The following is an 11,648-nucleotide window of genomic DNA, read 5'->3' on the forward strand; positions in this document are numbered from 1 at the left end:
CAGAAGGAGTTTGACCATGCTGGGTTTGAAACGGGTTCACCATATTGCCATCATTGCGACTGACTACGCCCGCAGTAAAGCGTTCTATTGCGATATTCTGGGGTTTACGCTGCAAAGCGAGTTTTATCGCGCCGAACGTGACTCCTGGAAGGGCGATCTGGCGCTCAACGGCGAGTATGTGATTGAGCTGTTCTCGTTCCCGTTTCCGCCGGCCCGACCCAGTCGTCCGGAAGCGTGCGGGCTGCGTCATCTGGCCTTTAGCGTGGATGATATCGACGCTGCGGTGGCGCACCTGACGGCGCATGGCGTGGAGTGCGAAGCGATTCGCGTCGATCCCTTTACCGGTAAACGCTTTACCTTCTTTAGCGATCCGGACGACCTGCCGCTGGAAATATATCAGCAGTAAACCTTGCCAGCGCGACCCTGGCCCGGTAACGTGCCGGGCCATCACTTCTCGGTATGTTTGTGGTTATGACGGCTAACATTGCGCATACGCTTCATCCCCATCGCCAGCTGCTGGTGGCCTTCAGCGGCGGTCTGGACTCGACGGTTCTCCTGCATCAGCTGGTGCTGCTGCGGGAACAGGATCCCTCTCTGACGCTGCGGGCGGTGCATATTCATCACGGCCTTAGCGCCCACGCAGACGACTGGGTGGCGCATTGTCGGCAAATTTGCCAGCAGTGGCAGGTGCCGCTGGCGGTGCATCGCGTGACGTTAGCCCGGGGCGGCCTGGGCGTCGAGGCCCATGCCCGCGCGGCGCGCTATCAGGCCTTTCAGGAGACGCTCCGCGCCGGCGAAGTGTTAGTGACCGCTCAGCACCAGGACGATCAGTGTGAAACGCTGCTGCTGGCGTTAAAACGCGGCAGCGGTCCGACCGGCCTGTCGGCGATGGCGCCATCGTCTCCCTTTGCCGGCAGTCGACTGCTGCGTCCTCTCCTCAATGAAACCCGGGAATCGCTGCGCCAGTGGGCGCTCGCCCACCAGCTGTCGTGGATTGAAGATGAGAGTAATCAGGACGATACCTATGACCGCAACTTCCTGCGCCTGCGGGTGATCCCGGTGCTGCGCGAGCGCTGGCCGCACTTTAGCGAGGCCGTCGCCCGCAGCGCCAGCCTGTGCGCCGAGCAGGAGCAGCTGCTGGACGAGATGCTGGCGGCGGAGCTGGCGTCGCTGGTGGCCGAAGACGGGTCGCTGGCTATCGCGCCGCTGACGTCGATGAGTTCTCCCCGCCGCGCGGCGTTGCTGCGTCGCTGGCTCGCCGGGCAGCAGGCGCCGATGCCGGCCCGCGAGGTGCCTGAGCGCCTCTGGCACGAGGTGGCGCTGGCGCGGGAAGATGCCAGCCCCTGCCTGCGGTTGGGGGAATTTACCGTCCGCCGTTTTCAGCAGCGCTTGTACTGGGTGAGATATGTACCCGGGCAGACGGACAGCGTCCAGCGCTGGACAGACTGGCGCCAACCGCTGCGGCTGGCGGACGGTCTTGGTGAGCTGGTGCTGCAGCCGGGCGGCAGGCTGCGCCCGCCCCCGGCGGATGAGCCAGTCACCGTCCGCTTTCGCGCCAACGGCCATCTGCATATCGTCGGGCGTCATGGCGGCCGTAAGCTGAAGAAGATCTGGCAGGAGCTGGGCGTTGCTCCGTGGCGACGAGACACCACGCCGCTGCTGTTTTACGGCGAAACGCCGATTGCCGCAGCGGACGATCTGTTTGTGACCAACGAAGGTGAAGTCAAAGACGGGGAAGGGGTCAGTCTGGCGTGGAGGAAAACGGGCGGTTAAGCCCGTTTTGATTCAGGATTCGCTCACCACCACGGTGCCGATTTCCGGGTGACTGAAGCTGGCGATTTTATCCAGGCGCAGCTCGCGGACGTTGCCGGCGAGTTCGACCACAAGATACTCGATATTTTTACGCGAGATTAGATCGCTGGCCTTCGCCTGCAGCTGTTCGCCATCCTTCAGCGCCAGCGTCAGCACCAGGTGATGCTGGCAGGCCAGCTCCAGGTTGTCGTAATCATCGCAGTTAATGGGTTGATAAGTATCATTCATTGACATAATCGCTCACCAGTAAGTTTGCTGCCGCATAAGCGGCCTTTTCCCTGACTGACTCCGAAAGGGCCTCATCCGCCGCAATCTCATTCAATACTTTCAACACGCAACCCAGCGCATCCGGGATATACCCTAAGTCTCCGCTGGCTATTTCCGCATACCGCTTGCGTATTAACTCACAATAGTGGTCCACATGCCCTCCTGTCAGCGTTCTGACTCAACCGTGGGATGCAAGTTTAAGCCTACGAAGATAAACTCTGTTTAGCAAGGGAACTATATCATAGTCATTTAAGCAATTTCAGCAGGATGAAACAGGTTGCTGCGATTGCTGACAGCCTTTTGTCGCCAGTTTCGCTACAATGTACGCCATTTTTTTCAGGAGTTTGTTCATGGCGCTGAAAGCGACGATATATAAAGCCGCGGTGAATGTAGCCGATCTGGATCGCAACCAGTTTCTGGATGCTAACCTGACGCTGGCGCAGCACCCGTCGGAAACCCAGGAGCGCATGATGCTGCGCCTGCTGGCGTGGATCAAATATGCCGATGAGCGGCTGCAGTTTACGCGCGGCCTCTCGTCAGACGACGAGCCGGAGCTGTGGCTGCTTAACGATCATCTCGGGGTTGATCTGTGGATCGAGCTGGGGCTGCCGGACGAGAAACGTCTCAAGAAAGCCTGCTCGCGGGCGCAGGCGGTGGCGTTGTTTGCCTATAACAGCCGGGCGGCTGAAATCTGGTGGCAGCAGAATCAGAACAAGCTTGCGGCATACCCGAAGCTGACTATCTGGTATCTTGATGATGCCCAGCTGGCGCAGCTTAGCGCTTTTGCCGACCGCACGATGATGCTGCAGGCCACTTTGCAGGAGGGGAGCATCTGGTTGTCCGACGCTCAGAATAATCTGGAAATTCAGCTTACCACCTGGCAAGGGCCGGCATGATTACTATCAGCCGCAGCGTGGCCATTGCCGATAACGAGATCACGCTGGAAGGTATTCGCGCCCAGGGGGCCGGGGGCCAGCACGTGAACAAAGCGTCGACCGCGATCCATCTGCGCTTCGATATTAAAGCCTCGAGCCTGCCGGCGTTTTACAAAGAGCGCCTGCTCGCCGCCAGCCACCATTTAATTTCTGCTGACGGTGTGGTTATCATTAAGGCTCAGGAATATCGCAGTCAGGAGATGAACCGCGAAGCGGCGATCGCCCGGCTGGTGGCCCTTATCAAAGAATTGACCGCAGTGCAAAAAAGTCGCCGGGAGACGCGACCGACTCGGGCATCCAAAGAGCGACGCCTTGCTTCCAAGGCGCAAAAGTCCTCAGTCAAGGCGCTGCGTGGGAAAGTTCGCCAGTGAAGGCGTCGGCGAACGGGTGGAATGGATCATAAGGAAAGTAGAGTGAAGAAAATCATATTCTCCGTGATAGCGGCCTGTTCGCTGTTCGCGCTGTTTGGTTGTAACCATCGCGCCGAAACTGACACGGTCCAGCCGGCGGCGATGGAAGAGCTCAAGCCGATGCAGCAAAGCTGGCGCGGGGTGCTGCCTTGCGCGGATTGCGAAGGCATCGACACCTCGCTGTTCCTGGAAAAAGACGGCACCTGGGTGATGAATGAGCACTACCAGGGCGCGCGTCGTGAACCATCCTCCTTTGCCTCTTACGGCACCTGGGCGCGTACGGCGGATAAGCTGGTACTGACCAACAGCAAGGGCGAAAAATCGTACTTTCGCGCGAAGGGCGACAAGCTGGAGATGCTCGACCGCAACGGGAGCCCCATTCAGTCTCCCCTCAACTATACCCTGGAGCCGGTGAAGGCCAGCCTGCCGACTACCCCGATGACGATGCGTGGTATGTACTTCTATATGGCCGATGCGGCAACCTTTACTGATTGCGCGACCGGTAAACGCATCGCGGTGGCGAATAATGCCCAGCTTGAGCGGGATTATGCCGCTGCCCGCGGCAATGATTCAGGTCCGGTGCTGCTGGTGGTGGAGGGGCACTTTACCCTCGAGGCGAACCCGGATACCGGCGAAATGATGAAAACGCTGATGACGGATCAGGCTGGCAAATTTATTCCTGGGAAGGACTGCGGACACTGATTGTCCGGCTCCTGCCCGGGAAACGGGTAGGGGATACGTCTCAGCGGTAGCCGGCCAGCGGAATTGGGTCATTGCGGTTTTACCGTCCCCCCTTTTCCACCAACCATAGCGCACGAAGCATGAGCCTCATGACGGGGGGTAAAGGGCAAATCGTTCTTTTACTCCGCACCGGCCTTCGGTTTGCTCAACCCCACCAGTTTACCGGCCTGAAGATAAACCCCTGGTTTCAGATGCCCGACATACTGCAGCTGCGTCTCGGGTTTAAAGGTGGCGACATCTCCTTCCCGCATGTGCAGCAGATCGGAAGGGCTGATCCACGCCGCCTGCGCCAGGGTCAGCGGATGCCCGGCTCTGACAAAGGCCTCGCTGACAAACTCCGAGCAAAACCACGCTTTCTTGTCGGGGCTGGCCCCATCGCCCAGTTGCGCTTTGGCCAGGCCGCTTACGCACTGCTGGCGAAAGTTACGCGAGAAAGGGTTGAGCGAGCAGAGCGGTTTGGTGACCATATAAGGGATAAACTGAATAATGCCGCGATAGTTATACCCGCTGTCTTTGACCTGCCAGGCAAAACCTCTCATCGCCATCGCCTGGTCCGGCGTCAGATCGGGCACTCTGAGGGCAAAGAGTTTATCGCTGTGCGCCATCGCTTGCTGTAGCGATATCACCTGCACACCGGCGCCGGTAGCTTCCGCAATTTGACCCTCGCCGAGATACAGCGCGACGTGGCTCACGGAAGAGGCGCTGAAGGCGCGGATCCCAAGCGAAGTGACGCCAAGGCTGGAGGAGAAGAGCAGGTCGCCGGAACGAAGGTCGTTTTCGGCGATTTCGCGCAGCCCGCTGCCGGCAATCGAGCTTTGACGCTGGAGGGTGACAGCCCATGGCGGTGAGCGGCCATCGGTAGCGGATGCGGAAGGGACGCTGCGGCCGACGTCTACAGTGCAGGCGGTAAGCAGGAGCAGGGCGGAGGTAAGCAGCCCGCTGCTGAGGAGAGGTGCAGTCATGGGTACAGTCCTTGTAAAAAAAAGGCCCTGACATCCGTTCAGGGCCCTGAATCGGGTGATTAGCCTTTTATCGCTTTAACCAGATATTCCACAATATCCCCGGTCTTGATCAGCTGCTTCTCACCGTTGCGACGATACTTGTATTCGATATCGTCGTTGTCGAGGTTACGATCGCCCAGCACGATGGTGTGCGGGATACCGATCAGCTCCATATCGGCGAACATCACGCCCGGACGCTCTTTACGATCGTCCATCAGCACTTCAATACCCTGGGCGCTCAGCTCGGCGTACAGTTTCTCCGCCAGCTCCTGCACACGGTAAGATTTATGCATGTTCATCGGCAGGATCGCCACCTGGAACGGCGCAATCGCATCCGGCCAGACAATACCGCGATCGTCAAAGTTCTGCTCAATCGCCGCCGCCACTACGCGAGTGACCCCGATACCATAGCAACCCATGGTCAGGATCTGGTTGCGGCCATCTTCGCCCTGGACCGCGGCTTTCATCGCCTCGGAGTACTTCGTCCCCAGCTGGAAGATATGACCCACTTCGATACCGCGCTTGATAAGCAGGGTACCTTTGCCGTCCGGGCTCGGATCGCCGGCAACGACGTTACGGATGTCAGCGACTTCCGGCGTGGCGACATCGCGGTCCCAGTTGATGCCGAAATAGTGTTTGCCGTCGATGTTGGCGCCGGCGGCGAAATCGCTCATCACCGCCACAGTACGGTCGATAATCACCGGCACCGGCAGGTTCACCGGACCCAGGGAGCCCGGACCGGCTTTCACCAGGGCGCGGATCTCTTCTTCGGTGGCGAAGGTCAGCGGGCTGGCGACCTGCGGCAGTTTTTCCGCTTTCACTTCGTTCAGCTCGTGATCGCCGCGCACCAGCAGGGCAACCAGCGGGGAAGCGCTATCTTCAACCGCTTTCACCAGCAGGGTTTTCACGGTTTTTTCGATCGGCAGGTTGAACTGCTCAACCAGCTCGGCGATGGTTTTGGCGTTCGGCGTGTCGACCAGGGTCAACTCCTGGGTGGCGTCCGCGCGCGGCGTTTTCGGCGCAACGGCTTCCGCAAACTCGATGTTTGCCGCGTAGTCGGAGCTGTCGGAGAAGATCACATCGTCTTCGCCGCTCTGCGCCAGCACCTGGAATTCATGAGAGGCGCTGCCGCCGATGGAGCCGGTATCAGCCTGTACCGCACGGAAATCCAGCCCCATACGGCTGAAGATTTTGCTGTAAGCGGCGTACATCGCATCGTAGGTTTCCTGCAGCGATTCCTGCGAAGTATGGAAAGAGTACGCATCTTTCATCAGGAATTCGCGGGAGCGCATCACACCGAAACGCGGGCGCACTTCGTCGCGGAATTTGGTCTGGATCTGATAGAAGTTCAGCGGCAGCTGCTTATAGGAGTTCAGCTCGTTGCGGATCAGATCGGTGATGACCTCTTCGTGGGTTGGACCGAGGACGAACGGACGATCGCCACGATCGGCAATGCGCAGCAGTTCCGGGCCGTACTGCTCCCAGCGACCGCTCTCCTGCCACAGTTCAGATGGCTGAACGACCGGCATTAACACCTCGATCGCACCGGCGTTGTTCATCTCTTCACGCACGATGTTTTCGACTTTTTTCAGGACGCGCACGCCGGTCGGCAGCCAGGTGTATAACCCGGAGGCCAGCTTGCGGATCATCCCGGCGCGCAGCATCAGCTGGTGGCTGATTACCTCGGCGTCGGCAGGTGTCTCCTTCAGAGTGGAGAGCAGATATTGGCTAGTACGCATGTTGTAACGGTTCCAGTTAAACGAGCGGAACAGGCTGGTTGCCCAGCCTGAAACAAAAAAAGTGGTTTAGTTTACCAGTGTGGCAAAGATGCCAAAAGAGAGGAAAATAAAATTAGCGCGCTTCGAGGGCAAAGACTTCAAAACCGGAGGCAGTCACCCGCCAGCGGACGTTGAAATCCAGCAGCCAGACGGCGTAATTTTTGCCTGCCTCTTCCTCCTTACGGTAGGCCGGACGCGGATCCTGCGCCAGCACCTCTCGGATAAACGCCTTCAGGTGCGGATAACGCTTCTCCAGATGCAAAAGCTGCGTTTCGACGTCGGCGGTAAAACTGACGACCTGATCCGCCTGCGGCGCCTGTTGCGCGTAGCTGGCGTGCGCGTTGGGCAGCGCTTCGGCAAACGGCAGATAGGGTTTGATGTCGACCACCGGCGTACCGTCGACGAGATCGAGGCTGCCGAGTTCCAGTATCACCTGCTCTTTCTGACAGCGGACGCCCTTCAGCTCAACCAGAGACATGCCAATGGGATTGGGGCGAAAGGTGGAGCGGGTGGCGAAGACGCCCATACGCGCGTTGCCCCCGAGACGGGGAGGGCGCACCGTCGGACGCCAGCCGCCTTCCATGGTCTGATGAAACACAAACAGGATCCACAGATGGCTGAAGCTTTCCAGACCACGCACGGCGTCGGCCTGGTTGTAGGGCGCGATCAGATGGAGTTCTCCGCCGCCGTGCTTGACCAGACCCGGCTGGCGAGGTACGGCAAACTTCTCTTTATACGGCGAGCGGATCACGCCTATCTGCGCGAACTGAAATGCACTCATTGCGCCGAGACGTTAAGCGCCGAGCCCAGACAAACCGCCTGACGGTAGCAGCCTGGGGTGCCGCTGGTCACTTCGCAGCGGTGCAGCAGGACAGCATTGGCTTTCATACGTGCGGCATTAATCTGCAGGCGCTTGCGGGCGGTAGGGATATTCGGCGGAGAATCCTGATTCGAGGCCTGGCAGGACTCGCCAGACACTTCCCCCAGATCGCGGAATGGTTTACCTACCAGCTCTGACGCATCGGTATAAATACGTACCGGTGCCGGACGGGTTGCGCGTGGTTTGCTCGGCTCCGATTTAACCGGGGGAGTTGCAGTGCTTTGAACAGGTTCAACGGGAGATCTGCTTAGCATGGAACAACCGCTTAACATGAGTGCTAACAAACAGACCGGTAAAGCACGCATAGTATTTCCTCAATGAATAAAAAACAGGGCGTTATTGAATCAGGTGCTTGCATAAATGACAAGACGGGCGTGAAGCCCGTCCTGAATGATATTACGGTGAGAAAAGATTACCAGCCTTTCACTGCGCCGCCGTTAAAGATCTTGTTTGCTGCTTCGTAAACTTCATCGCTCTGGTAAGCCTGAACGAATTTTTTCACATTCTCAGCATCTTTATTGTCTTCACGCGCCACGATCAGGTTCACGTACGGCGACTCTTTCCCTTCAACAAAGATGCCGTCTTTCGCCGGGGTCAGGCCAATCTGGCTGGCGTAAGTGGTGTTGATAACGGCCAGCGCGATCTGCGCGTCGTCAAGAGAACGCGGCAGCTGCGGCGCTTCCAGTTCAACAATCTTCAGGTTTTTCGGGTTCTCGACGATATCCAGCGAGGTCGGCAGCAGGCCTACGCCGTCCTTCAGTTTGATCAGGCCCACCTGCTGCAGCAGCAGCAGAGAACGACCGAGGTTGGTCGGATCGTTAGGGACGGCGATCTGCGAGCCCGGCTGCAGTTCGTCCAGCGATTTGATTTTCTTCGAGTAACCCGCGATCGGGTAGACGAAGGTGTTGCCGACAGCCACCAGCTTGTAGCCGCGGTCTTTAATCTGCTGGTCGAGATACGGTTTATGCTGGAAGGCGTTGACGTCGATATCGCCTTTGCTCAGCGCTTCGTTCGGCAGAACGTAATCGTTGAAGGTCACCAGCTCAACGTCAAGGCCATACTTCTCTTTTGCCACTTTCTGCGCGACTTCAGCGACCTGCTGCTCCGCCCCGACGATAACGCCGACTTTAATATGATTCGGATCTTTTTCATCCTGACCGCAACCCACCAGCGCCAGAGAACCGATTAACGCACCAACTGCCGCAAAGGTTTTGAAATTAAAGGCCATGTTATTTCCTTCCTGTAAGAATGAGTGTTGTCTGCCAATAACGTTATTTATGAGTCACAGCCCGGACGATGCGATCGCCAGAGAATTGAATTAAATAAACCAGAATAACCAGCAATACCAGTACGGTATTCATCACGGTGGCGTTGTAACCGATATAGCCATACTGGTAACCAATCTGCCCCAGACCACCGGCGCCCACCGCGCCGCCCATGGCGGAATAGCCCACCAGGGTGATCAGGGTGATGGTGGCGGCGTTGACCAGACCCGGCAGCGCTTCAGGCAGCAGAACCTTACGCACGATCTGCAGCGGCGTGGCGCCCATCGCCCGGGAGGCTTCGATAAGGCCGGTCGGGATCTCCAGCAGGGCGTTCTCCACCATGCGAGCGATAAACGGCGCGGCGCCCACCGTCAACGGCACGATCGCCGCCTGCAGGCCGATTGAGGTGCCGACGATCACGCGGGTAAACGGGATCATCCAGACCAGCAGGATAATGAACGGGATGGAGCGGAAAATGTTCACCAGCGCCGACAGCGTCCGGTACAGTTTAGCATTGGCGACGATTTGCCCCGGACGGGTCACGTACAGCAGCACGCCCACCGGCAGACCAAGGACAAAACCGAAGAAGCCGGAGACAAAGGTCATTGCCAGCGTTTCCCATACGCCGCGCAACAGCAGCCACATCATTGCCTCAGACATAACCCAATACCTCTACTTTTACATGATGTTCCTGCAGCCAGGCGATAGCCGCCTGAGTGTCTTCCTGTGTACCGTGCATTTCGGTCAGCATGATGCCGAACTTCACCCCGCCGGCATAATCCATCTGCGCGCTAATAATGTTGTTATTCACGTTGAAGCGACGCGCGGTTTCAGAAAGCAGCGGCGCATCGACGGAGTGGCCGGTAAATTCCATGCGCAGCATCGGTACGCTATCCGCTGTGGCGGTAGGTTTCAGGCGCGCCTGGTAGTCATCAGGAATATCCAGGTGCAGCGTCGACTGAATAAACTGCTGGGCCAGCGGCGTCTTCGGATGGGAGAAGACTTCGCTCACCGTGTCCTGTTCAATCAACTGGCCGTTGCTAATCACCGCCACGCAGTCGCAGATGCGTTTCACCACATCCATTTCGTGGGTGATCAGCAGGATGGTCAGCCCCAGACGACGGTTAATGTCTTTCAGCAGTTCGAGAATGGAACGGGTGGTGGCCGGATCCAGAGCGCTGGTGGCTTCATCGCACAGCAGCACCTTGGGGTTACTGGCCAGCGCGCGGGCAATGGCGACACGCTGTTTCTGGCCGCCGGAGAGATTAGCCGGATAGCTGTCGTGCTTATCGCCCAGGCCGACAAGATCCAGCAGCTCCGTCACACGGCGTTTGATTTCTGCCTGTGGCGTGTTATCCAGCTCCAGGGGTAACGCCACGTTGCCGAAAACGGTGCGGGATGCCAGCAGGTTAAAATGCTGGAAAATCATGCCAATCTGACGGCGAGCGCGGGTTAGCTCTTTTTCCGACAGCGCAGTCAGTTCCTGACCGTCAACCTGTACGCTGCCCTCGGTCGGGCGCTCCAGCAGGTTAACGCAGCGAATCAGCGTACTTTTACCGGCGCCTGAGGCACCGATGACGCCGTAAATTTGTCCGGCAGGGACATGCAGGCTGACATTGTTCAGCGCCTGAATGCTGCGATTCCCCTGCTGGAACACTTTGGTGATATTGGAAAGTTTAATCATCAGTTATTTATTATCGTTTAGCCGTTTGCCGTGGCATTTTCTTCTGCCGTATCCAGGCGATGCCTGGCAATGAAATGGATGTTAAGGCATCCAGACGTCTAAATCAATCTGACTCTTTATAATGAGCACTTTCTTGCATGCGGAAACATGCGATACTAACGGCACTAGCCTTTTTCAGGAGCAAACCGGTGGCAAAGTCAGTACCCGCAATTTTTCTCGACCGTGACGGCACCATTAATGTCGATCATGGCTACGTCCACGAAATCGACAATTTTGAATTTATCGATGGCGTCATTGACGCAATGCGCGAGCTCAAAGAGATGGGCTACGCGCTGGTGCTGGTCACTAACCAGTCCGGTATTGCTCGCGGTAAATTTACCGAAGCCCAGTTTGAAACGCTGACCGAATGGATGGACTGGTCTCTGGCAGACCGTGGCGTCGATCTGGACGGTATCTATTATTGCCCGCATCACCCGCAGGGTGCGGTTGAGGAGTACCGTCAGACCTGTGATTGCCGTAAACCGCATCCGGGGATGCTGATCTCCGCCCGCGATTATCTGCATATCGATATGGCCGCTTCCTATATGGTAGGGGACAAACTGGAAGATATGCAGGCTGCAGCGGCCGCTGATGTCGGTACTAAAGTGCTGGTGCGTACCGGTAAGCCTGTTACTGAAGAAGCGGAAAAAGCCGCGGATTGGGTGCTAAATAGCCTGGCCGAGCTGCCGGCGGCGATTAAAAAGCAGCAAAAATAAGCGTTGCGTATAAAAGATGAGCGGTTGAAATAAAATTGTATTTTTCCGCTTGTCATTCCCGGCGGGCTCCCTATAATGCGCCTCCATCGACACGGCGGATGTGAATCACTTCACACAAAT

The 11,648-nt window shown here is 57.6% G+C and carries 15 protein-coding genes; 6 read left to right on the plus strand and 9 right to left on the minus strand.

Annotated features, from left to right (window positions below):
• The first annotated feature begins 16 nt into the window (after positions 1–16).
• Entirely contained in the window at positions 17–406 is a 390-nt protein-coding gene (locus ACOI7D_RS16610) for a VOC family protein (protein ID WP_002889387.1), read from the plus strand.
• A 53-nt stretch (positions 407–459) separates the two neighbouring features.
• Positions 460–1,773: a tRNA lysidine(34) synthetase TilS gene (gene tilS / locus ACOI7D_RS16615; protein WP_048296742.1), complete on the plus strand. Its 1,314-nt coding sequence runs from the start codon at positions 460–462 to the stop codon at positions 1,771–1,773.
• Between the two features lie 12 nt (positions 1,774–1,785).
• Here tilS and rof read toward each other — a convergent pair whose 3' ends face one another.
• Positions 1,786–2,046 carry a Rho-binding antiterminator gene (gene rof / locus ACOI7D_RS16620; RefSeq protein WP_002889424.1) on the minus strand — a complete coding sequence of 87 codons (261 nt, stop codon included), beginning with the start codon at positions 2,044–2,046 and terminating at the stop codon, positions 1,786–1,788.
• Positions 2,033–2,233 carry a YaeP family protein gene (locus ACOI7D_RS16625; RefSeq protein WP_002889429.1) on the minus strand — a complete coding sequence of 67 codons (201 nt, stop codon included), beginning with the start codon at positions 2,231–2,233 and terminating at the stop codon, positions 2,033–2,035. Before ACOI7D_RS16625 ends, rof begins: the two co-directional genes overlap by 14 nt.
• A 196-nt stretch (positions 2,234–2,429) precedes the next feature.
• Here ACOI7D_RS16625 and ACOI7D_RS16630 point away from each other — a divergent pair, with 196 nt between their 5' ends.
• The 3 genes from ACOI7D_RS16630 to nlpE are packed head-to-tail and all read left to right on the plus strand — an operon-like array spanning position 2,430 to position 4,126.
• A complete protein-coding gene (locus ACOI7D_RS16630) occupies positions 2,430–2,975 on the plus strand; it encodes a YaeQ family protein (protein WP_060591194.1) in 546 nt (181 codons plus the stop codon).
• Positions 2,972–3,385 (plus strand): alternative ribosome rescue aminoacyl-tRNA hydrolase ArfB, encoded by a 414-nt coding sequence (gene arfB / locus ACOI7D_RS16635; RefSeq protein ID WP_004204468.1) that lies wholly within the window; start codon positions 2,972–2,974, stop codon positions 3,383–3,385. The genes ACOI7D_RS16630 and arfB overlap by 4 nt, the downstream gene beginning before the upstream one ends.
• A gap of 42 nt (positions 3,386–3,427) precedes the next feature.
• Complete coding sequence (gene nlpE, locus ACOI7D_RS16640; RefSeq protein ID WP_093515487.1) at positions 3,428–4,126, plus strand: envelope stress response activation lipoprotein NlpE; 699 nt, start codon at positions 3,428–3,430, stop codon at positions 4,124–4,126.
• Between the two features lie 158 nt (positions 4,127–4,284).
• Here nlpE and ACOI7D_RS16645 read toward each other — a convergent pair whose 3' ends face one another.
• From ACOI7D_RS16645 to metN, 7 genes are all read right to left on the minus strand, one after another.
• The gene (locus ACOI7D_RS16645) at positions 4,285–5,127 is read right to left on the minus strand and encodes a YaeF family permuted papain-like enzyme (protein WP_060591195.1); all 843 of its coding nucleotides are present in this window, start codon (positions 5,125–5,127) and stop codon (positions 4,285–4,287) included.
• Positions 5,128–5,186: 59 nt separating this feature from the next.
• On the minus strand, positions 5,187–6,905 hold the full coding sequence (gene proS, locus ACOI7D_RS16650) for a proline--tRNA ligase (RefSeq protein WP_032452990.1): 1,719 nt from the start codon (positions 6,903–6,905) through the stop codon (positions 5,187–5,189).
• A gap of 112 nt (positions 6,906–7,017) precedes the next feature.
• Positions 7,018–7,725, minus strand: a complete 708-nt coding sequence (tsaA, locus tag ACOI7D_RS16655; RefSeq protein WP_032452991.1) for a tRNA (N6-threonylcarbamoyladenosine(37)-N6)-methyltransferase TrmO — start codon at positions 7,723–7,725, stop codon at positions 7,018–7,020.
• On the minus strand, positions 7,722–8,129 hold the full coding sequence (gene rcsF, locus ACOI7D_RS16660) for an Rcs stress response system protein RcsF (RefSeq protein WP_023292059.1): 408 nt from the start codon (positions 8,127–8,129) through the stop codon (positions 7,722–7,724). Before rcsF ends, tsaA begins: the two co-directional genes overlap by 4 nt.
• A gap of 107 nt (positions 8,130–8,236) precedes the next feature.
• On the minus strand, positions 8,237–9,052 hold the full coding sequence (gene metQ / locus ACOI7D_RS16665) for a methionine ABC transporter substrate-binding lipoprotein MetQ (protein WP_002889445.1): 816 nt from the start codon (positions 9,050–9,052) through the stop codon (positions 8,237–8,239).
• 43 nt (positions 9,053–9,095) lie between these two features.
• Positions 9,096–9,749, minus strand: coding sequence for a methionine ABC transporter permease MetI (locus tag ACOI7D_RS16670; protein ID WP_004204478.1), 654 nt, complete (start codon positions 9,747–9,749; stop codon positions 9,096–9,098).
• On the minus strand, positions 9,742–10,773 hold the full coding sequence (gene metN, locus ACOI7D_RS16675) for a methionine ABC transporter ATP-binding protein MetN (protein ID WP_002889450.1): 1,032 nt from the start codon (positions 10,771–10,773) through the stop codon (positions 9,742–9,744). Before metN ends, ACOI7D_RS16670 begins: the two co-directional genes overlap by 8 nt.
• Before the next feature lie 188 nt (positions 10,774–10,961).
• On the opposite strand from metN, the gene gmhB reads away from it, so the two are divergent.
• Complete coding sequence (gene gmhB / locus ACOI7D_RS16680) at positions 10,962–11,528, plus strand: D-glycero-beta-D-manno-heptose 1,7-bisphosphate 7-phosphatase (RefSeq protein ID WP_023292060.1); 567 nt, start codon at positions 10,962–10,964, stop codon at positions 11,526–11,528.
• Positions 11,529–11,648: the final 120 nt, after the last annotated feature.

The organism is Klebsiella sp. C360, assembly GCF_048822415.1.
GTDB classification, from domain to species: Bacteria; Pseudomonadota; Gammaproteobacteria; order Enterobacterales; family Enterobacteriaceae; genus Klebsiella; species Klebsiella quasipneumoniae.